Raw genomic sequence first — 20,807 nt, 5'->3', positions numbered from 1 at the left:
AATGCGAAAGATTATTGCATTTTTTATAAGGTACCATGTTGCAGTTAATGTTTTAATTGGAGCTTTTTTCATTTTTGGAATATTAGGTTTTAGCGCCTTAAAATCAAGTTTCTTTCCACTTGTAGATTCGAAAATAATTAACATAGCTATTGCTTATCCCGGAGCATCACCCCAAGAAATTGAAGAAGGTGTGGTTCTAAAAATAGAGGACAATCTTAAAGGCTTAAGAGGTGTAGAAAGAGTAACTTCTGTTTCAAATGAAAATGGAGGAACCATAACTGTAGAAATTGAAAAAGGAGAGAACATAGACTTTATGCTTCTTGAAGTAAAGAATGCAGTAGATCGTGTTCCTAGTTACCCTGCAGACATGGAACCGCTTGTAGTCGCCAAGCGAGAAGAAGTTAGACAAACCATTAGTTTTGCTGTTAGTGGAAAGAATATACCTCTTGGAACATTAAAGCAAATAGGCCGGCAAATTGAAAATGATCTGAGGGGAATATCAGGCATTTCACAAGTAGAAGTTTCAGGTTTTCCAGCGGAAGAAATTGAGATTGCAGTAAATGAAAGTAGCTTACTTGCTTATAATATTACTTTTGCAGATGTAGCATTGGCTGTTGGGCAATCTAATATTTTAGTTACAGGAGGGAATATAAAAACAGAAAAAGAAGATTATTTGATTCGTGCCAATAATCGTTCTTATTTTGGAGATGAGCTATCCAATGTGGTGGTAAAAGCTACTCCAAGTGGTAAAACAGTACGTCTAAAAGACGTGGCTATAATTCGAGATAGGTTTTCAGAAACACCAAGTGCAACCTATTTTAATAGAGAGCTTTCTGTTGATATTACTGTAACTAGTACCAACAACGAAGACTTAGTGAGTTCTGCTCAAAAGGTTAAAGAGTATATCGAGGAGTTTAATCAAAAGTTTACAAATGTACGTCTTGATGTTGTTAGGGATCTATCTATAACTCTCGAACAACGAACACAATTACTTTTTGAAAATGCTCTAGCTGGAATAATCTTGGTGCTTATTTTTCTGTCACTATTCCTTAATACAAGACTTGCATTCTGGGTAGCCTTTGGCTTGCCCATTTCCTTTTTAGGGATGTTTATGTTCGCTGGGCAATTTGATGTCACTATTAATGTGCTTTCCCTTTTTGGGATGATAATTGTGATAGGTATTTTAGTTGATGACGGAATTGTAATTGCAGAGAATATCTATCAACATTACGAAAGAGGTAAAAGTCCAATAGAGGCCGCTATAGATGGTACTATAGAAGTAATACCGCCAGTGGTTTCAGCTATAATAACTACGCTTTTAGCTTTTTCAACATTCCTGTTTTTGGATAGTAGAATAGGAGAATTCTTTGGCGAAGTTTCGGTAATTGTAATTCTTACATTAACGGTGTCTTTAATCGAAGCATTGATAATTTTGCCAGCTCACTTAGCACATTCTAAGGCACTAAGGGCAAAAAATGGTCAGCCAGAACCCCAAGGGATAAAGCGCTTTTTTGCCAAAATGCGCGTAATTAATAAACTTGGAGACCGAATAATGCGCTTTAATCGCGATAGGATTTATGCACCATGTTTGCGCTTTGTCCTAGAATATAAATTACTTGCTTTAAGTATTTTCATAGCGCTTTTAATTTTTACAATGGGTGCCATTGGAGGTGGAGTAATTAGTGTGACATTATTTCCTAGAATTGCAAGCGATCAGGTTGCGGTCACTCTCGATATGCCAAATGGAACAAACGAGCGCATTACCGATTCAATTATTTCTATGATTGAAGATAAAGTTGATATTATAGACAAAGAATTCACAGAAAAATATATCACGGAATCTGATAAGAACCTTGTAGAAAATGTTATCAGGACCATTAATAGTTCCTCATCTGCTTCATTGCGTATTAATATGTTGCCTGGCGAGGAACGGCCAGATGAAATAACATCGATTTTAGTGGCTAATAGACTAAGGGAACTTGTGGGTCCTGTAATTGGTGTTGAACGATTAACCTTTGGATCTGGCAGTAATTTTGGAGGAAGTCCAATTTCTGTATCGTTGTTAAGCAATAACATAACAGAATTAAAAGCAGCAAAACAAGAGCTTAAAGACATAATGAACTCAAATCCTGTTTTAAAGGATGTTGAAGATAACGATCCTGCAGGTATTAAAGAGATTCGTCTTGAGCTTAAGCAAAGTGCATATCTGTTAGGCCTTGACTTAAGAACAGTAATGAATCAGGTTAGAGCAGGATTCTTTGGTGTGCAAGCACAACGTTTTCAAAGAGGACAAGATGAGATTCGTGTTTGGGTAAGATACGATCGTAGTAATAGAGCTTCCATAAACGATTTGGATCAAATGCGTATTCAAACTCCAAATGGAGAAAGAGTTAATCTTAGAGACATTGCAGAGTATAGCATTGAACGTGGAGATGTTTTGATTAATCACCTTGAGGGTCAGAGAGAAATCCAGATCTCTGCAGACATGAAAGATGCAAATGCGAGTAATACAGATGTCATGGACGACTTGAGGGCAAATATAATCCCAGAGTTACAGTCCAAATATCCTACTATAACAGCTTCTTTTGAAGGTCAAAACAGAGAACAAGAAAAATTGAGTAAGTCGTTGAGATCAGCAGGATTGGTAATAATTCTACTTATTTATGCGACTATTGCTTTTACGTTTAGAAGTTATAGTCAACCTTTTTTACTCATTTTATTGATACCATTTAGCCTAACCGCTGTAGCTTGGGGACATTTATTACTAGGTTTTCCACTTAATATTTTATCCTTATTAGGAATTATAGCCTTAATTGGAATTATGGTAAATGATGGTCTTGTTCTAATAGGGAAATTTAATTTAAACCTTAGAAATGGACTCGACTTTGACGAAGCTCTTGTAGAAGCAGGGAAGTCAAGATTTAGGGCTATATTTCTGACGTCGTTAACTACTATTGCTGGTTTGGCACCTCTATTACTTGAAAAAAGTAGGCAGGCGCAATTTCTAAAACCAATGGCAATTTCTATAACTTTCGGAATAGCATATGCTACAATCTTAACCTTGCTGGCCTTACCTTTATTATTGTCTCTTAGTAATAATATTAAGGTAGGTATAAAATGGCTGATACAAGGAAGGTCTGTTACAAAAGAAGAAGTTGAACGCGCTGTAAAAGAAAAGTATGAATTGGAACAATAATATATGGTTTTGCATACTAATGTTTATGGTAATGTATGTAAATGCGCAAGAAGACTTGAGCAAATCTGAAGCTATTGCTCTTGCTCTTCAGCATAATTTTGGCATTTTGGTGGCATCTAACGATGTAAAAATTGCAGAAAATAATAAGGATATTTTAAACTCAGGTTTCCTGCCAACGGTATCAACAACAGCCGGTGCTAACTATACACAACAGACTACAGTGACTGGATTTCCAGGTGTAATAGACCAGAATACTGGTGAGCCAAGACCAGATATTGAAATTCCAAATGCCGAAACGCAACGCTATAATGCCTCAGTAAATCTTGCCTATACTTTGTTTGACGGTATGGGTAGGTATTATAATTACAAACGTTTAAAAGAGCAATATAATTTATCTGAGTTAGAAGCGAGAGAGACAATAGAAAACACTATTGTTCAATTATTTACTGTGTATTATGAAGTAGCTAGGTTAACTCAAAACACGGAAATTTTAGAAGAGACATTGACCATCTCTAGAGAACGCTTAATGAGGGCAGATTATCAATTTGAATACGGACAAAATTCAAAGCTTGATGTTTTAAATGCACAGGTAGACGTTGCTAACGACAGTATAAATCTGATTAGTATCAATCAACAATTAAAAAATACAAAACGAGACTTAAATGTGCTCCTGGCTAATAAGATAAATAATGATTTTAAAGTTGATACAACCGTTACCTTTATTCCAAAATTATTGTTAGAACAATACATTACAAGTGCTCCTGAAAATAATGTCACTTTACTGCAAAATCAGAGTATTATTGAAATAAGTGCATATGATTTAAAAGTCAGTAAGTCTGGATATCTTCCAACTGTTGGACTTGTTGGGTCTTATGGTTGGAATGAAAATAGAAACCCAGCTTCGGTCTTTTTTCCAGGAAATATATCCGATTCCTACACATTTAGTGCGGGAATAAATTTGAGTTGGAATTTGTTTGATGGAGGCACAACTTCAACGTTAGTTCAAAATTCTAAAATTGCTTTAAGTAGCCAGGAGATTGCCAGAAACCAAATAGAAATGGAAGTTGAGCGGGATATTGCGAATGCTCTTGGAAATTATCAAAATAGACTAGAGGTTCTAGAAATTCAGCGTCAAAACGTACTAACAAACGAAACCAATTTCAGTAGGTCTAGAGAGCGTTACAATCTAGGTCAAATTACAGCAATTGAATTTCGCCAAGCACAAATAAATTTGATTTTGGCTGAGACCAATCTAAATGCGGCTAAATACGACGCTAAAATTGCTGAATTACAATTACTTCAACTTACGGGGCAACTCCTAAATGTCGAATTTTAATATTAAAGTACTATGGATGAACATTTCTTTCAATGTCCGTATTGTTGGGAGCAAGTTTCGATGCTAATAGATACTTCCCAAAGACAGCAAAATTATATTGAGGATTGCGAGATTTGTTGTAATCCCATACAAATTGATGTTGTGTGTCAAGACCAAGAAATAGTAGGTTTTCAGGCTGATAATATTGAACAATAAAAATTTTTAAATATCTGTAAATCAGATAATTGAAAAATTTCACTATGTAGTTCATCGAAAAAAGTTGTCGTTTATCCTTTTGAAACCTATATTCGTATAGTAAAATGTGTCCCTCCACAGAAATCTGCTATTATGAGAACTTTAAAATTAACCTTATTATGTTGCTTGCTTTCTGCATTTACATTTGCAAACGTTTCCCAAGAACAAAAGGACGCGCTCCTAGCACTATTTAATGCTACTAACGGTGAGGATTGGAAAACAACATGGAATTTAGATACTCCGGTTACTGACTGGTATGGTGTTACTGTTGAGGATGGCAACGTTGTTGCCTTAAATTTAACTTTTAATAATTTAAAAGGAGAAATACCACGACAAATAGATGCTTTGTCATCGTTAAGAGTTTTAAATTTGGCATTCAACAGATTGGAAGGAACATTACCAGAAAGCCTAACAAAAATAACTTCGCTTGAAAAAATATTGTTGTTTTCAAATAATTTGAGCGGTGCAATCCCTGCTTCTATAGGTAACCTAGAAAATTTAAAAGCGTTAGAACTATACAATAATAATTTTTTCGGAGAAATTCCAAATACAATTGGAAATTTAACTAAGCTGGAAACTCTAATACTTAGTAGCAATAATTTAATGGGAAAGATCCCGTCAACTGTATCCAACCTAAAGGCCTTAAAAGTGCTTAGTGTTTTTGATAATAATTTACTTGGCACAATTCCATCTGCAATTGGAGAATTAACAAGTTTAGAAGAATTGGTCCTATCCAACAATGCTTTTTACGGCAATTTACCAGGTGAACTGGCACAATTATCAAATCTAAAAACCTTGTTGTTGAGTAATAATGGATTTAAAGGTAATTACGCAGCTTTGAAAGATCAGTTACCAAATATTGTAGATTTCGATCTAGACGAAGTGAACATGAAAGGAGCACTTGCAACCTTAGACTCAGAAGACGATGATGATTAATATAAAAGTTTATTTATAATTGGTTTAAAACGCTCGGACACTCCGAGCGTTTTTTTGTTTAAAATTCTTGCCAAAAGGAAAAAGCGTTGTATATTTGCAGTCCAATATCGCGGGATAGAGCAGTAGGTAGCTCGTCGGGCTCATAACCCGAAGGTCACAGGTTCGAGTCCTGTTCCCGCTACTAAATGAGACTCAAACAGTTTTTCTGTTTGAGTCTTTTCTTTTTTAGGGTCGTATTGTTCTAAAAATGAATTAGTTAGTTCGAATAATAGATTCAATTTACTGGTTCGACATTTTTTGTTTTTCATTGAAAAACGGAAACCTTCTGGAAATAGGATATTTTGGAAAAGTCTTTTATTATGGTAATCCAGTGATTCGTAGAATTGACGAGGGTTTTCTGCAACTTTAAAAAAGAATTTCATTACTTTTTTGTGGTTCGACATTTTTGATGGCAGATTCAGAAGCAATTGCTTTTTCTTTTCAATTTGCTCTTTAAGCCTTGATCCATGTTTTTCAAAAATTTCCTTTGATATTTCATCTGTGGCAAACCTAAATTCAATCTTGTCGTATTTTTCTTGAAGCTTATTGATCTCAGAGTTAAGCTGTCGCTTTTTATCCGAACTTGTTAATATTTCATTCTCAACAATTTTTTCAAGCTGCTTTGAGAACAGACTTTCAAAAGACTTAGACAGCTTAAGAGATTCTAGCACACCAGAAAATTGTTGGTGCATACCAGCTGAAAGTGATTTCGTTCTTGTATTTGCATTTACGGTTTTATTACATGATGAACATTTATAATATAAGATATGCTTTCGTTTGTTTTTATATGAAGTCATGTTGGTGTCGCAATCATCACAGACCAGAAACTTTGGCACCAAAGGGGTTTCGGTATTGCCATTTATTTTAGGGATTCCTATTTGGTTTGAATTATTTAACTTCTTTTGAAGCAGATTAAATTCCTTTCTCGTAATGATTGGTTTCCAATGGCCTTTGATTTCGGTATCGGGGACTAAACTGTTGGTAAAGTATCCTGCATAAAACAGGTTAGACCACATTTTACTCAGCGTCTGTTTCGGGATGTACAGACCTTTTAGCTTTAAGTGATCTTGAATTTCCTTATCTGTATAATTTTCGTAAAGTTTTAGTCTAAACGCTTCTTTAATTAGTTTTCCGTGTGCGTTTAGTTTTATCTCTTGCTTGGCTTGTACTTTAGATGGGTCGGAAACTCTAGGGCCAAAGTGATCATAACCTCTTGGAGCTCTTCCGAGAAATCTACCTTTCTCAAGAACATTGATCATTCCTGGTATGATGACGTCTTGACGATTAAAGTTTTCTTTCTGAGCATATAGTAGTTGCGTAGAGAACTCATTTTCGTTGCGTTCAGTGAATGTATTGTGACCAGTACTTACTGAATACAGATACACATTGTATTTACGCCTAAGACTCACAAACAATTCAATATGTTCTGATCCAGCACGTCCAAATCGACTAGGTGACCAGATAAGGATGATTTTAGGTCTCTGGTGTTTAGGTGTTGTTTTAATGGCTTGTAAAAGCTCATTTAGCGTTTTTTGAGTGTTGATTCGCCTCGAACTTTCGTACTCAGCATCGAATTCCCTAGTAATACTCAAACTGTTGTCAGAAGCACAGGCTTTGAGTCGCTTGACTTGGGTTTCAATACTTCCGTTTTTTAAAAATTGCTCCTTTGAGGACACACGCGTATAAGACCATACAATTGCTCCTTTAAAATCTGAAATGGTTACGTCGTTCTTTCTGCTCATGTAAAAGTTATTTTGCTGAATCAAAAATGAGTTTTGTGAATTGATAAATACTCAAGACTAATTCATTTTTTTGTGCTTCATTTAAATCGATATATTCTTTAGATAAATATTCTGTGAGTTCATTGTTATCCAGAAATTGTTTCTGTTGAAGTTCCTGATTTGATTTTCGGCCCATAACGCGACAGGGTTAAATCAGGCTGTGTTTTCAGGGACTGAATTTGTTCTACATAGGTTGTCATACTATTTTGTAATTAAAGTTAATTTATAATTGTGCTGGCTTCTAGGGTCAATTAGGAGTTTTGAACCCTTAGGAATTTTGTTTTTCAGAAAGAAGTCAGCCAGTTCGACTTGCTTCACATGCTTTTCAGTAATAACTCTAGGTTTGATGTGTCCATCATCAAAAGCTATCTCTACTATTTTTGGTTTTTTGAACAATACGATTTCCCGGATTTGATTTTCGAGGTCACTGAGATAATCCAGATTCTTATGTTTTATGTTAAGATCGATGCTTATGATCTTAGATAGCTTGCCTAGTATGGGAATGGAAATCAGTGGGTAATCAAAAGTTAGACTCCCCAGTTTTTTTACTAGAACACCATCGTTGACCAAAAATGAATGTTCGTTCGTCAATGGACTGTATACCATACAATGTGGTTGGCTTATGTTGGCTATGCATGACTTTAGCATATCGGTATATTGGTTTATTTCTTCCCTAAGGGTGTCCATGACCATTTCATTTGCCAAGGTATCTCTTAGGCTAACTTTTCCCGTTTCTGATAGCAGAGGCTTTTTTGAATGAATATACTTCAATATGACCTGGTCGGCATACTTGTTCTTCTTTGGAACATTCCACACCTGATAGGATAGGATTTTTAATTTTTCAGTACTGATGCCAATGTCGCTGAGTTCCTTCAGTATCATCATCCAAATGGCTTCAGGGATGTTCATCCGACCGTGCTTTTGATGCGTCTCAAAGAAATAGGGGATAACTTTGTTCTCTCGCCAATAGGAAACCTGCCGTGATTTAAGGCCAAGATCTTTAGGGAGAATGTATTTTTCATAGAATGATTCCCCAAATTTGATATAAAACTGATCATTCATAAAATTAAATTTACACAAATGTAAATATTAAAAATTAAAAAATACTATATTTGTAAATGTTATTTAAGCAAATTACTATGAATAATGAAATTGAAAAGCGGATTTGTCCGTATTGTGGGGTCGAATTTATACCCAAACGATCAAATCAAACATTCTGCAACAGTGCCTGTAGGACGGCGCATCATAATAAAAGAAATAACGCTAAGCGAAAAGAATTGGCTAAGCTTTTTAAACCGATAGAGAAGCAATATTATGCACTATTAGAGTTGTTAAACGGTGAAAAAGAAGTTACGGTGCACAAGGAATACCTCAGGGGTATTGGGGTTAATTTTTCCCTTTTCACACATATCCACTACAACAAAACAATAAATAAGAACTGTTATGCCCTACATACAGTTCATTATTATAAAGTCGATAAAGAACACTATAAAATTTGCACAAATGATTGATACCGATCTATATGATATTGAAATTTTGTCTTCACAGGAATTAAATATGGTTGAGCTTTCCAATGTGAGGCAATTGAAGCAGGAAAACAAGTATTTAAAATATGGCATAATTGTCATTGGAATAGCCTTATTTGGCTTTACGGCTTATTCTATACACAAGAAGAATTACTCACGAAGAAGCACTAGCGCATTAGATGAAAACTATTTCACCTAATAGGCGTACTTAAATTAACAACTTGGCACCCTAAAACGAATAAAACTGCTTTTACTTAATCCAAAAGTCGCTTTATTGTTCATATGTTTATTATAACTGTTATATCTTCTCCTTCTCTCCGTCGAGTAAAAGTCTAAAATTATACTCTTCAATCTTCTTCACGATGGACTTCAATGTTAGGATTGACAACCTGTAAGTACCAATACCCATCACTAGCACGAAGAAAATATACACCATCCTTATCAATCACTTCAGAAAAGTAAATACCGTCAAACGCATCTGCTGGTATCATGACGGTTAAGTCTGGGCTAACGAGATATTGCTTTTGGATTATCGTTTTAGGTAATAGAACATCAACAGATACATTACTTAAGTCGTCTGTATAAAAAGGTGGAATTTCATTAATCACTATATATTCTCGCTCATTGTATTGTAAGAACAGGTCTATCCATTTCGAAGTTTCATCTGACAAGATTATTTTATAAAAATCAGCATTTTCAATAATACTGTATTTGTAGTAGTTAATTCCCTTATCCCAAGAGTCGTCTTCGAACATTGAAGCTACTTCAATAGCTGCCTGTCTTGATCTTATTCCAGCCTGATAAACCTTAACTGACACGAGGTCTGGTAAGCCAGTCTCGCTTAGTATAGATAATTCCTGAAGTAATTGTGAATAATGCTCCAAGTCTAAAACATGGAGTTTTTTTGCAAGGCCATTCAACACCCAAGGAAGTTTAAATGAAAAATGTTTATTTACGATCTTGGATGCGTTTTCAATTTTTTTGATGTTGGTCATGGAAACACCAGCAAGCCAAAGCTCTCTAACTTCATGAAGGCGCTCATTTTCAAGATACTCATCTTGAAGTACTGGAGTTTGATTGACTATGGCTTCAATCAAGGAAAGCAATTTAACTTTAGCTTGAATAGAATGGTCATCGTTTTCAAAATACTCTCCAATTAAGTCAATAATCTCTTGCAAGTGCTGCTCAAGGATTAAGTCACTCTGTAATGGAATACCTGAGCGTATATGAGCATCCCAATCCTTTGAATCTTGCCCCACAGCTTTTAAAATTCCTACCATTCTTGCTTTTAAAAAAGTAATTACTTCTTCTTGTTCATTGGCATTCGCATCGCTATCTTTTTTGCACTGTAAATATGCAAGTGACTTTTTAAAGAATTCCTCTATCCAAGTAATGTCGGTTGGATCAATTTCATCATGACTCAATTGATGCAATGCGAGTAGAGTATCATCGATAAGGTCTAATTCGTTAATGAATGCTTGACTTTCTTCTAAGTCAGAAAAGTCATTTTCAGCCACAAGTTCCAGTAGTTTTTCAAAACTAATTCCTTCTTCAAATGAGGCAAAGCGTTTCATCGCTCTAATAGACCAAAGGAGTCCACTCTTAGCATCTTGCACGTTGGTCTTGTCAAAGTACCGCAAAATGAGTCTCTGGGTTCTAGTAACCTTACGTCTTTCTTTGACAGTACCTCTTTTGGAGTTATCCAGAGCAACAAGGATTTTTCCTTCTTGGTCAACGAATGCTCTTCCGGCTCTTCCAGCAATATTCCAAAAATCACTGTAAGATAATTTTTGACTTGCTTGTTGAAGCGTTGAAAAAATAACTGATGAAACCCCTAGATTAACACCTTGTCCCAGTGTTGATGTTGCTATAATCACCCTAGGTCTTTCTGTTCTCATGAGACGTTCTAATGGAATCCTAACGTCTGAAGGTAAGTCCGCGTTATGACAAAGAATGCCCAACTTTGAATAATGGAGCCATAGACTATCTTCCCCATCAAACTCTATACATGCCAGTTCAAATGCTTGCCAATTGTTCTCATTTTTCCATTGAAACACATTGTCATCATTTAGAACTTTTTCATATGCCTTGGCCATCGTAAAAACAGACCTTTTTAGCCCAACATAAATAAGCACAGGACCAAATTTGAAGAGTTTGAGAGCCGTGGCTGCTACGGCTTCATTCTTATCCGCTGGAATGTACTTATCAACTCGCTCTCGCAGTTTTCTTGGCTGCTTTTCGGCTACAATAAATCGATTGTTGAAGGAGTTTCTTTCATCATCTGCACTTTGCCAATTTAAATTCACATTCTTACCTGTCCATTCCAAGATACCCATACGTTCTTCAGAAGGTCTCCAGTTGCTTTCAAAGACGTTCACTTCAGAACTGGTAAGCCAAAACGAAAGGTCTTCTGGGTTTGGCAGAACCGCTGAGAGCACAATGAACTTCCCTTCATTTCTATCCACATGAAACCTAAGTTCCTCCATAAATAATTCATTCCTTGTATTTCTCTCATCTCCACCGAGAAGGTGTCCTTCATCCAAGATTACCAGCTTAATGGTTTTTAGGAGTTCACTATCACTTCTAAAAAGAGCCTTTGCCTTTTCCTGGGTAGCGATAATCACGTCTGTATCTTGAATTAGTTTCTCATCTATTTTACTAAATAGACTTCCACCATAGAGTTGCGAAACATCAATACCTATGGGTGCAAAGATTCTTCCTAGATCATTTTCTATCTCAAAGGCAAGTGATTTGTAGGGTGCAATATATAATATTTTTGAAGCGTTATTTCTAACTTTGGTATCCAGTATGGATACTTCGGCAATTCGTGTTTTACCACTACTGGTTGGCATACTAATGATTACACCATCTTCCTTATTAATCACTTTGTTCAAAGCACTTCGCTGCGTTGTAAAGAACTCATGTATTTTACTTCTCTTCGCAAAAACATGAGAGTAAATAAAGCTAGATACCAAAGGAGGCAAATCGATGTAATGATTAGTAAGGACACTCCACAAAGAGGCTCGTTCAATCCCACTAATGATGATGAGAATCAACCTAATAGTCCACCAAACATCTACATCCTCTTTTATACTTGCTATATCTTTTAAAGTGTTTAACTCCTGCTTGGCATGCTCCAGTAAAACTCCATCCCCAAAGTTCAAGTAGCTAATAACTTTTGATAGAGAACGAGCTATGACAATTTCATAGATTCGAGAAGAAGCTTCATCAACGTTTTCTTTTCTGTTTAAGTTGATGTAATCTTTGTTGACAATTATTGTATTGATATCATTTTGAAGTTCATTAAAACGACGGCTCAAGAACAAACTCAATAGCCTTGCAATAGTGGTCTCGTTCTCCGCCTTCTTTATTAATATAAATGACTTTGAATACTGGAATGCAGAATAATAGGCAAGGCCTGAGATCAGAACATGGTAATTCCTGAAGTGAATCTCGTTATTTTTTGAACCATAAATGTACTCTAAAATTTGAGCTCCTCTTTCCAAAGGTTGAGAGGCTTCAAGGATAGCATCTCTTTCTGCTAACCTACAACCAAGGTTCAGATAATGAAAAGCCAGTAAGGTCATCTCTTCATCCTTTACATTGTAATTAGGAAACTTCTCCTTATCTTCATCTGTATTTAGAAGAATATACCTCGCATTCAATTGTGCTACCTGATTCTGAAGGTATCTATCGTCGTTTAGCTTAGTAACGGATTCAAGTGTATTCTCTATGCTCATAGTTGTTCTGGGTTAGCTAATTTCTCTTCTGCCTTAGAGAATACTTTGTTCATAAGAGCAGTTGGGTCGTCAACTCCTAGAGAAAGAAAAACCAATTTTTGATTATCACTATCCAAATTATTTTGAACGGTATCCGCACAGTCTGTCTTACTCAGAAGCAATCCAGAATATGTAATTTTTCCTTGTTGCCTTATAGTTTCAACTACAAATTGGTCTAATCGATTACCAATATCAGTGGTTGAATCGGATTCCAATAGTCGTTCTACCAAAAAAGTAAATGATAGAGGTTTCGTATCAGTTGATAATGAATCAGCTATATTTCTAACAACTTGGGCAGAAGGGTCTTGCCTAAATTTGGCTTCTCCAAGAAATACTTCTATATCATCATTTTCATTATCATAATCAACCATCAACACATCATCACCTTTCATGGATTGATCTACATTAGTGCTGTACCTAAATCGATAGGTCTTGATGAGTGGCTTGCCTGTAGAGCTTAAAATGTACTCACATAAAATTATCTCGGTCATGTTCCCTTTCCGGGTATCATCCCAATTGGGTATCATACGGATATTTTCAGCATATTCTTCAAATCCCAACTCGCCATATTTATTCTTAAGTCTGTCTATTTGACTTTCCTTATAATGATGAAGAATGATCTTGTCAGCTAGCCAATCAACAAGCTCCTCTTCAGTCAAATTATTAGTTTCAGCAAGGCTGCGGTGACATTGACGATCTGTTTCAGGATGGTTTGTGCTATTCAACCACCTTCCAATAATATTGGGAGGTACGGGATGGGTTCCTATTAAAGTATTTTGTCTAGGCATATCTTAATTATACATATCTCATTTCCAAAACTATAAAGATAAAAATATTGGTTCCGAACTTAGTGCGGAATTTCATAAATTAATTGAAAGTCAACTCACTAGATGAGTATTAGTTATAGCCTACATAAGACCTCCTACATAATTCTGAAAATATTTTTTAGGCGAGGAGATGTATCGGTATCCAGTCATATAATGTACATTGTGGATTGAATGAAATCTGAAATAGACTTTTCTAGTGCCTTATTAAGCGGGAGTCTTGACTTTATAATTGATTTCTTCTATGGTGATTAAATACATCCTATTTTTACCATTTTTGCTAAATAACCAATTAATTGGCGCGGTGTACTTTATAAAACCGAAAGAAAAAGTGCAAACCTCTTAATCATAACATTGAAAGTCGATGATCTACGAATAGTAAAAAGACCTAACAAATAGATCAGCTAAACAAGTTGTTTAAATTCATTTTATAGGTTTTACCTACGGGTATTTTATAATCATCGATCCTAATTCTATTCCCTTCAGTTTCCTTGATATGTTTATTCGCAACTATAAATGATTTATGAACTTCAGAAAATTATTTAGAAGAGGAGGTAGAACAATTTTTTAAAGAAGAAGAGATTTATGATAAGGAAAGAAAAAAAGCTGTCTCAGAACCTTCTCTTGCCCTAGTGGAGCATCAAGATTTTGTGTATTACAATAAAGGTGTCCTAGCTATGTATAGATTACAACAAGAAATAGGTGAGGTGCAAGTCAACAAGGCCATACAAAACTTTATATATGATTGGCGAAGTTATACAGGGTTATTAAAAAACAGCACCAATCGATATCCAACTTCGATAGATCTGCTAGAATACTTAAGGTCAGTAACTCCAGAACATCAACAGAGCATTACTCACGAATTATTTGAAGAAACTTCAGGAAACAGTACCAGTTTAAATAAAAATTAATGTGTATTGAAAACGTTTTAATTCGTTTGAAAATGTGTTGAAAACGAATAAAAAAGAATTAGAAATATTTAAAATTTAATCATTTTGTAAATTTTTCACCTGTTTATTCCATCTCAAACTTATCGATATTGATTAATTCTGGCCTACCATTATTTTCAATCGCTTTGATTAAAAACGATTGAGCACTCATACACTTTCGTCTCTTAGTCAAAAGAAAATCGATGGTATTGCCTTGTTTGTCAACCGCTCTATATAAATAACACCACTTACTCCTGACCTTGACATAGGTTTCACCCATTCGCCATCTTCTTCCAACAGATTTCTTACGTTTCCTAAACTCTTTTTCTAAAAGCGGGGTAAACTTAAATACCCATAGTTGGACGGTAGCATCGTCTACTTTAACACCACGTATGGCCATGAGTTCCTCAATCTCACGATAACTCAACCCGAATCTAAACTTGAAATAAACGGCTTGAATAATGATTGACTTTAGAAAACAATGACCTTTGAACATAAACATTTAATTCAATGATATAATTTCTTTAAACTTGATTCTATAGATGCAACAGAACCGTTGATGTATAGGAATTAAAAATCCGTTCTCTAAATGTTCAAGACATGATTAAGTTATCCGAATATGGTATAAAGCGAAACTCAGCTGTAATATTTTTAGTAATTTTATGTTTAATTTATTTGTTATGAAAACACTTATATCTAGACTTTTCTTCTTTACGGTACTAGGACTTTTTATTGGTTTTACATCTTGTAAGGATAATAAAGAAAAGCAAGAGGATAATACTTCTCAAGTTGCTATGGCTTATGCTTGCCCAATGGATTGCGAAGATGGCAAAGTCTATGCAAACGATGATGTGGATTGTCCTGTTTGTAATATGAAGCTAAAGCCAACAGATTCTGCCATGATCTGCGATGCACATAAAGATGGAAAATGCAAATGCGATGGAAAGAAATGTAAATGTGCTAATTGTAAAGAACACAATACAGCTATGACTTGTACTGTCCATGAAGATGGAAACTGTACATGTGAGGGCGATAAGTGTCAATGTTCTAATTGTCCAAAACATAGTTAAGTACTTATTTACGTTTTAATAAAGTTTCTACGGTTTGATTTTTAAATAGGATAAATAAGTCCTAATTAAAAAGAGTTATGTATATTTGTACTTTAAATTTAATTAAGCATTAGACATGTTTTCGAAAGCTTGCGAGTATGGTATAAAAGCAGCGATATATATTGCGGTGAACTCAGCGGAAAATAAGCGTGTGAGTCCGAAAGAAATATCTGAAAATATAGATTCACCTCAAGCCTTTACAGCAAAGATTCTACAAGCCTTAGTAAGACATAATATCATAACTTCTGTAAGAGGTGCTTATGGTGGTTTTGAGATTGATAAAACAAAAATTGAGACGACAAAACTATCTCAAATCGTTTATGCTATTGATGGTGATAGTATTTACAATGGTTGCGGTTTAGGATTACATATTTGCGACGAAAATCATCCATGTCCTGTACACGATAAATTTAAGTTGGTAAGAGAAGAGTTGAGGGACATGCTAGACAACACAACGTTAGAACAATTAGCGCTAGAGATTAAGTCTGGTGTTTCATTTTTAAAAACCTAAAAAAAATTTCAATATAAATAGGATAGATTTGTCCGAAATAAATTATAAATATGGAAGTATTACAAAAAAACACCGAAAAAGAAATAGGGCAGTATGTGGCAGACGATTTTAGAACTGCAGCTATTTTTGCTAAATACAAAATTGATTTTTGCTGCAATGGTAATAGAACAGTCGCCGAAGCCTGCGAAAAAAAAGGAATTGATGAAGCTGTGCTTATAGCAGAACTAAATGACGTTTTAAATGCTAAAACAGGCGAAAGTATTGACTATAAGTCTTGGCCACTAGACTTGTTGGCAGAATATATTGAGAAAAAACACCACAGATATGTAGAAGAAAAAATACCTGTGTTACTTCAGTTTTTAAACAAATTATGTCGTGTGCATGGCGAGCGTCATCCAGAGTTGTTTAAAATAAACGAGCTATTTACAGCTTCGGCAGGCGAATTAGCATCACATATGAAAAAAGAAGAACTTATCCTTTTTCCGTTTGTAAAAAGAATGGTTAGTGCTAAATTAAAAAATGAAGCAATCCAATCACCGCAATTTGGCACTGTAGAAAATCCAATTGCTATGATGAAGGAAGAACACGATAATGAAGGCCAACGTTTTAGAGACATTGCAGAATTAACAGACAATTACAATCCACCAGCTGATGCTTGTAATACGTATAAAGTAGCCTTTGCTATGCTAGAAGAATTTGAAAAAGACTTGCATTTACACATTCACCTAGAAAATAATATTTTATTCCCTAAAGCTATAGCCTTAGAAACACAATTTGATTAATAGCAACCCTTTATTTACTCTTTAACCTGTAGTTTAATCCTGAAATGTTCCCCTAAACATTTCAGGATTTTTATCTTAATTCATTACATTTCTACTTCATCAATTTAAAAGATGCCAAAAAAATTAGTCATAGTCTGTTTAATTAATTTCTTTATTGCTGCGCTAATGGGCTTGGCGTTGCGTTTTTCGTTTATAGACTCTATTGGTATTAATTATAGGTTTTTAACGCACGCGCATTCTCATGCAGCGATGTTGGGTTGGGTGTACTTAATGTTGTATGTTCTTTTTGTGCATTATTTTGTGCCCGAGAAACTCAAGGTTTTCAATCGGTTGTTTTGGTTAACCGAATTTGCCGTTGTTGGTATGATGCTGAGTTTCCCGTTTCAAGGGTATGCTGCTATTTCCATTTCGTTTTCAACCTTACATATTTTTTGTAGTTATTACTTTGTGTATTTGATTTGGAAACATCATAAAATCACATCAAGTGTAAGTCAAAAGTTGTTAAAAACAGCGTTGCTATTTATGGTTGTATCTACATTTGGTGTTTGGTGCTTAGGTCCAGCAGTAGCAACACTTGGTCAGACTTCGGCGTTTTATCAAATAGCGATACAATTCTTTTTGCATTTTCAGTTTAATGGCTGGTTTTTAATAGCTGCTTTAGCGGTCTTTTTTCATCTTTTAAATATTCAAAATTCTAAAATATTCAGACAGTTTTTCTGGTTATTAATAACATCAACTGTATTAACCTTTGCATTGCCAATTCAATGGTTTGCACCTCATGATAGTTTATTATGGATTAATGGTTTTGGTGTTGTAATTCAAATTTTAGTGTTGTATAAATTCTTTCAAGTTTTAAAACCGAAATTCAATACTCTAGCTAATCAGAAAAACAAACTGGTATTTTATATGTACGTTTTTACGCTAATTTGTTTTCTCTTAAAAGTGATATTTCAGTCACTTTCCATTTTACCTGAATTTTCGCAAGTGGTTTATGAGCATCGCAATTTTATTATTGGCTTTATCCATTTATTAATGCTTGGTGTTATTACTGGATTTTTATTTGCTTTTATTTTGAAAAGTGATTTGGTTACGGTTTCAAAATCATTAACTTTTGGAATCTATAGTTTTGTATTAGGCTTTGCGTTAACAGAATTATTGTTGTTAATACAAGGTATTAAGTATTATTTTAAAAGTGGAATTCTTCCACAGTATTATCTACTATTGTTTTTATTTAGCATTTTATTGCCTTTAGGGATTTGTTTTATTTTATTCAATAGTATTAAACAAAAAACGTATGCCACTTAAACCTTTAAAAAGACATAAAGCATTGCAACCATTAAGCAGAGAGCATCATTTTGGCTTGTTATTGTGTTATAAAATTAGAATGGGTTTTCGATATCATATAGCACCAATACGCATTAGGACGTATGCCAGTTGGTTTTACAAAACCCATTTAATTCCGCATTTTGAAATAGAAGAAACACACATTTTTCCTGTTTTAGGCAATGACCATGAATTGGTAAAACGTGCCTTGACAGAACACAAAAACATAATACAATTGTTTGAAAAAAGCAATGATGACACCATAACCTTGCAACATATTGAAGACCAATTAGAACAACATATTAGGTTTGAAGAACGTGTACTCTTTCCTGAAATTCAGAACGTAGCAACAGAAGCAGAATTTCTTCATATTGAAAAAATTCATAATTCTGAATCTTTTGTTGAGAATACGACAGATGTATTTTGGATAAAGTAATATTCATAAACATTTCAAGGAAATACATAAGATATATTGATGTAAAAATTACGTCCTTGTCTCGGAATATTATTCCAATCTGCATAGGTGGAATAGTTGGCATCTAAAATATTTTCTATGCCGTATTTTAAAATGGTTCTTCCTTTTTCGCCATAAAAGGCATTGCCCAAATTAAGATTTAAAATAGCATAAGAAGCGGTTTCATTTTCGCCATAAAAACTACTGTAATTACTTTGGTTACCGTTACCATCGAGTTGTAAGGAAGCATTAAACTTGGGTTTATTATAATTTAATTCAGCGAAGTAAGAAAATGGTCTAATTAATGGTAGATTTTCACTATTACTACCTTTGCCGTAGTTGTAACCTACAGTTCCGTTTACTGAAAATCTAGCAGAAATAGTATAACTACTATTTACATACACATCAAAAATTGAAGCGTTATCTAAGGCAGTATATACACGGACTCCATTGGCACCAATGGTCATAGAACTTACATTTTGTGCAATATCGCCTATGATGTAATCCATGATATAGAAATAAGAAGATTCTAAACCAATTTTAAACTTATCATAAGTTTTTGAGAAACTAAAGTTAGCCTCGAGTGCTTTTTCATTTTTTAAATTGGGATTTCCTATATAGTCGTAATTATCAAAACTATTGAATAAGAAAAATCCATAGCCTTCGCTCACCGATGGCGCACGTTCTCCGTAGCCTAGACCAAAAGCGATATTTGAATCTTCCTTTTTTATGTTATAAGAAGATGCCAGACTCATTAAAAATCGACTTTGTTGGTCGTCAATATTGGGATGAAATATTTGAAGACTTTCAACACCAACTTCTTTTGCAATTCTGTTGGTGTGATAGCCCAATCTCACCGATGACGATAATGATTTACCATCAGCAAAATGCCAATCATCTTTTACGAAAATACCAGAGTATAAGGTTCTAATGTCTGGCCATGTGTACATAAACATATCTGGCTCATTAGGATTGTTAGAAAACATGGTCATTTCAGCAAGCGATTTGTTATAAAACCCATTGAGGTTAAATGTAAAGTGATGCTTTCCTTTTAAAACATCTGCTTTGCTATAAAACCCAAAAGTATCACTCCAGCCAGGCATATCCATACGTATTGGTACATCTGGACGTTTGGTGTCGTCCATAATATGTGTAATTGTATTAAAATACAACTTGGTTTCAAGCGTTTTTAAGGCTTTATCCTCTGGTTTATAGTTGTGTGTAAAAGATGTAATTAGGGCTTCGGCTAAAGACACATCCATTGGTAAGGCAGGATAGCCAACATCTGTTGCTCTATCATAAATAATATTGGCATCGACGCTATGATTTTCTGAAATTTTATAACCTGATTGTAACGAAATATTATACTTCTGAAATTGAGAATATAAAACTTCTAAATTATTACCAGCATCATAGTTTTCAGATTTTCTGAAAATTCCGTCAGCGCTAATAAAGAACTTCTGTCCAGAATACTCCAGGTCTAAACCTGTAGCAATAAAGTTGCCGTTGGTTTCATAGCCTAAATCTGCACTTGTTTTTAGACCAGATTCGTTAAATTTTGAAGTTGGTAATTGCAAATCGATTCCTCCACCCACACAATGTCCATTTTCCGTGCCTTCTTGGCCAGAACCTACGGTTACTTTTTCAAGATTTGAAACATCGACATAAGAGGTGATTGGATCCATTTTATCTGTACAAGCACCAAAAATTTGCATACCATCAATAGTGACTACCAATCGGTCACTAACCATATTGTTTATGGTTGGTTCCCATGCATAATTACCACGTTTTATCATGGTGACGTTGTTAGACTTTTCTAAATAGTCGTCTATACTAGATAAGGTTTTTTCTTGCCTGTAGCTACTAAGTTTACGTCGTGTTTTAATAACGACTTCTTCGAGCTTTGTGGTATCTTTTTTTTGCTCGTTTTTCTTTTCTTGACTAAAACCAAGTGATGAAAAGAGTATCCAAAGCATTATTGTGATTAGCTTTTTCATAGCCAATATTTTTTGCGTTTAACGGATTTTGTCATTTAGAGGCAAAGCCGA

At 34.6% G+C, this 20,807-nt stretch carries 18 protein-coding genes, 1 tRNA gene and 1 pseudogene; 12 read left to right on the top strand and 8 right to left on the bottom strand.

Annotated elements, in window-relative coordinates:
* Window position 1 precedes the first annotated feature (1 nt).
* The 5 genes from LBU54_RS10260 to LBU54_RS10240 all read left to right on the top strand — a co-directional run bounded on the left by LBU54_RS10260 (window position 2) and on the right by LBU54_RS10240 (window position 5,883).
* Window positions 2-3,196 (top strand): efflux RND transporter permease subunit, encoded by a 3,195-nt coding sequence (locus LBU54_RS10260; RefSeq protein ID WP_224529026.1) that lies wholly within the window; start codon window positions 2-4, stop codon window positions 3,194-3,196.
* On the top strand, window positions 3,180-4,532 hold the full coding sequence (locus LBU54_RS10255; protein WP_224529021.1) for a TolC family protein: 1,353 nt from the start codon (window positions 3,180-3,182) through the stop codon (window positions 4,530-4,532). The genes LBU54_RS10260 and LBU54_RS10255 overlap by 17 nt, the downstream gene beginning before the upstream one ends.
* A 12-nt stretch (window positions 4,533-4,544) precedes the next feature.
* A complete protein-coding gene (locus tag LBU54_RS10250) occupies window positions 4,545-4,727 on the top strand; it encodes a CPXCG motif-containing cysteine-rich protein (protein WP_224529019.1) in 183 nt (60 codons plus the stop codon).
* A gap of 132 nt (window positions 4,728-4,859) precedes the next feature.
* On the top strand, window positions 4,860-5,702 hold the full coding sequence (locus LBU54_RS10245; protein WP_224529017.1) for a leucine-rich repeat domain-containing protein: 843 nt from the start codon (window positions 4,860-4,862) through the stop codon (window positions 5,700-5,702).
* A 108-nt stretch (window positions 5,703-5,810) separates the two neighbouring features.
* Window positions 5,811-5,883, top strand: a tRNA-Met gene (locus LBU54_RS10240).
* Here the strand turns inward: LBU54_RS10240 and LBU54_RS15445 are convergent.
* From LBU54_RS15445 to LBU54_RS10225, 3 genes are all read right to left on the bottom strand, one after another.
* Window positions 5,843-7,483: a recombinase family protein gene (locus LBU54_RS15445; protein WP_224529207.1), complete on the bottom strand. Its 1,641-nt coding sequence runs from the start codon at window positions 7,481-7,483 to the stop codon at window positions 5,843-5,845. The genes LBU54_RS10240 and LBU54_RS15445 overlap by 41 nt on opposite strands.
* A gap of 7 nt (window positions 7,484-7,490) precedes the next feature.
* A complete protein-coding gene (locus LBU54_RS10230) occupies window positions 7,491-7,658 on the bottom strand; it encodes a hypothetical protein (RefSeq protein ID WP_224529015.1) in 168 nt (55 codons plus the stop codon).
* A gap of 65 nt (window positions 7,659-7,723) precedes the next feature.
* Window positions 7,724-8,602, bottom strand: coding sequence for a hypothetical protein (locus LBU54_RS10225; RefSeq protein ID WP_224529013.1), 879 nt, complete (start codon window positions 8,600-8,602; stop codon window positions 7,724-7,726).
* A 423-nt stretch (window positions 8,603-9,025) separates the two neighbouring features.
* Here LBU54_RS10225 and LBU54_RS10220 point away from each other — a divergent pair, with 423 nt between their 5' ends.
* On the top strand, window positions 9,026-9,247 hold the full coding sequence (locus LBU54_RS10220; protein ID WP_224529011.1) for a hypothetical protein: 222 nt from the start codon (window positions 9,026-9,028) through the stop codon (window positions 9,245-9,247).
* Window positions 9,248-9,395: 148 nt separating this feature from the next.
* Here LBU54_RS10220 and LBU54_RS10215 read toward each other — a convergent pair whose 3' ends face one another.
* The 3 genes and pseudogenes from LBU54_RS10215 to LBU54_RS15425 form a co-directional block, all read right to left on the bottom strand.
* Window positions 9,396-12,788: a DEAD/DEAH box helicase gene (locus LBU54_RS10215; protein WP_224529008.1), complete on the bottom strand. Its 3,393-nt coding sequence runs from the start codon at window positions 12,786-12,788 to the stop codon at window positions 9,396-9,398.
* On the bottom strand, window positions 12,785-13,615 hold the full coding sequence (locus LBU54_RS10210) for a Hachiman antiphage defense system protein HamA (RefSeq protein ID WP_224529006.1): 831 nt from the start codon (window positions 13,613-13,615) through the stop codon (window positions 12,785-12,787). Before LBU54_RS10210 ends, LBU54_RS10215 begins: the two co-directional genes overlap by 4 nt.
* 436 nt (window positions 13,616-14,051) lie before the next feature.
* Window positions 14,052-14,177, bottom strand: a pseudogene (locus LBU54_RS15425) (DNA-binding response regulator); the annotation flags it as partial.
* Between the two features lie 151 nt (window positions 14,178-14,328).
* On the opposite strand from LBU54_RS15425, the gene LBU54_RS10205 reads away from it, so the two are divergent.
* Window positions 14,329-14,562 (top strand): hypothetical protein, encoded by a 234-nt coding sequence (locus tag LBU54_RS10205; protein ID WP_224529003.1) that lies wholly within the window; start codon window positions 14,329-14,331, stop codon window positions 14,560-14,562.
* Between the two features lie 103 nt (window positions 14,563-14,665).
* On the opposite strand, the gene LBU54_RS10200 is transcribed toward LBU54_RS10205, so the two are convergent.
* Window positions 14,666-15,076: an IS6 family transposase gene (locus tag LBU54_RS10200; RefSeq protein WP_224529001.1), complete on the bottom strand. Its 411-nt coding sequence runs from the start codon at window positions 15,074-15,076 to the stop codon at window positions 14,666-14,668.
* Window positions 15,077-15,260: 184 nt separating this feature from the next.
* Here LBU54_RS10200 and LBU54_RS10195 point away from each other — a divergent pair, with 184 nt between their 5' ends.
* From LBU54_RS10195 to LBU54_RS10175, 5 genes are all read left to right on the top strand, one after another.
* Window positions 15,261-15,650, top strand: a complete 390-nt coding sequence (locus LBU54_RS10195) for a hypothetical protein (RefSeq protein ID WP_224529000.1) — start codon at window positions 15,261-15,263, stop codon at window positions 15,648-15,650.
* A 115-nt stretch (window positions 15,651-15,765) separates the two neighbouring features.
* The gene (locus LBU54_RS10190) at window positions 15,766-16,200 is read left to right on the top strand and encodes an RrF2 family transcriptional regulator (protein WP_224528998.1); all 435 of its coding nucleotides are present in this window, start codon (window positions 15,766-15,768) and stop codon (window positions 16,198-16,200) included.
* A gap of 50 nt (window positions 16,201-16,250) precedes the next feature.
* Window positions 16,251-16,982, top strand: coding sequence for an iron-sulfur cluster repair di-iron protein (gene ric / locus LBU54_RS10185; RefSeq protein ID WP_224528977.1), 732 nt, complete (start codon window positions 16,251-16,253; stop codon window positions 16,980-16,982).
* A gap of 111 nt (window positions 16,983-17,093) precedes the next feature.
* Window positions 17,094-18,287 carry a hypothetical protein gene (locus tag LBU54_RS10180; protein ID WP_224528976.1) on the top strand — a complete coding sequence of 398 codons (1,194 nt, stop codon included), beginning with the start codon at window positions 17,094-17,096 and terminating at the stop codon, window positions 18,285-18,287.
* On the top strand, window positions 18,277-18,741 hold the full coding sequence (locus LBU54_RS10175; RefSeq protein ID WP_224528974.1) for a hemerythrin domain-containing protein: 465 nt from the start codon (window positions 18,277-18,279) through the stop codon (window positions 18,739-18,741). Before LBU54_RS10180 ends, LBU54_RS10175 begins: the two co-directional genes overlap by 11 nt.
* Before the next feature lie 14 nt (window positions 18,742-18,755).
* On the opposite strand, the gene LBU54_RS10170 is transcribed toward LBU54_RS10175, so the two are convergent.
* On the bottom strand, window positions 18,756-20,756 hold the full coding sequence (locus tag LBU54_RS10170; protein WP_224528973.1) for a TonB-dependent receptor plug domain-containing protein: 2,001 nt from the start codon (window positions 20,754-20,756) through the stop codon (window positions 18,756-18,758).
* Window positions 20,757-20,807: the final 51 nt, after the last annotated feature.

The sequence above is a fragment of the Winogradskyella alexanderae genome (genome assembly GCF_020166335.1).
Classification (GTDB): Bacteria; Bacteroidota; Bacteroidia; order Flavobacteriales; family Flavobacteriaceae; genus Winogradskyella; species Winogradskyella alexanderae.
This window is presented reverse-complemented; position numbering and strand designations above follow the sequence as displayed.

Excerpts from the sequence above, each read along its gene's own strand:
- LBU54_RS10215 (WP_224529008.1), bottom strand. The coding sequence starts at position 12,788 with ATGAGCATAGAGAATACACTTGAATCCGTTACTAAGCTAAACGACGAT.
- LBU54_RS10180 (WP_224528976.1), top strand. The coding sequence starts at position 17,094 with ATGCCAAAAAAATTAGTCATAGTCTGTTTAATTAATTTCTTTATTGCT.
- LBU54_RS10205 (WP_224529003.1), top strand. The coding sequence starts at position 14,329 with ATGTATAGATTACAACAAGAAATAGGTGAGGTGCAAGTCAACAAGGCC.
- LBU54_RS10230 (WP_224529015.1), bottom strand. The coding sequence starts at position 7,658 with ATGGGCCGAAAATCAAATCAGGAACTTCAACAGAAACAATTTCTGGAT.
- LBU54_RS10195 (WP_224529000.1), top strand. The coding sequence starts at position 15,261 with ATGAAAACACTTATATCTAGACTTTTCTTCTTTACGGTACTAGGACTT.
- LBU54_RS10250 (WP_224529019.1), top strand. The coding sequence starts at position 4,545 with ATGGATGAACATTTCTTTCAATGTCCGTATTGTTGGGAGCAAGTTTCG.
- ric (WP_224528977.1), top strand. The coding sequence starts at position 16,251 with ATGGAAGTATTACAAAAAAACACCGAAAAAGAAATAGGGCAGTATGTG.
- LBU54_RS10260 (WP_224529026.1), top strand. The coding sequence starts at position 2 with ATGCGAAAGATTATTGCATTTTTTATAAGGTACCATGTTGCAGTTAAT.
- LBU54_RS10200 (WP_224529001.1), bottom strand. The coding sequence starts at position 15,076 with ATGTTCAAAGGTCATTGTTTTCTAAAGTCAATCATTATTCAAGCCGTT.
- LBU54_RS10210 (WP_224529006.1), bottom strand. The coding sequence starts at position 13,615 with ATGCCTAGACAAAATACTTTAATAGGAACCCATCCCGTACCTCCCAAT.
- LBU54_RS10170 (WP_224528973.1), bottom strand. The coding sequence starts at position 20,756 with ATGAAAAAGCTAATCACAATAATGCTTTGGATACTCTTTTCATCACTT.
- LBU54_RS10175 (WP_224528974.1), top strand. The coding sequence starts at position 18,277 with ATGCCACTTAAACCTTTAAAAAGACATAAAGCATTGCAACCATTAAGC.
- LBU54_RS15445 (WP_224529207.1), bottom strand. The coding sequence starts at position 7,483 with ATGAGCAGAAAGAACGACGTAACCATTTCAGATTTTAAAGGAGCAATT.
- LBU54_RS10190 (WP_224528998.1), top strand. The coding sequence starts at position 15,766 with ATGTTTTCGAAAGCTTGCGAGTATGGTATAAAAGCAGCGATATATATT.
- LBU54_RS10245 (WP_224529017.1), top strand. The coding sequence starts at position 4,860 with ATGAGAACTTTAAAATTAACCTTATTATGTTGCTTGCTTTCTGCATTT.
- LBU54_RS10220 (WP_224529011.1), top strand. The coding sequence starts at position 9,026 with ATGATTGATACCGATCTATATGATATTGAAATTTTGTCTTCACAGGAA.
- LBU54_RS10255 (WP_224529021.1), top strand. The coding sequence starts at position 3,180 with ATGAATTGGAACAATAATATATGGTTTTGCATACTAATGTTTATGGTA.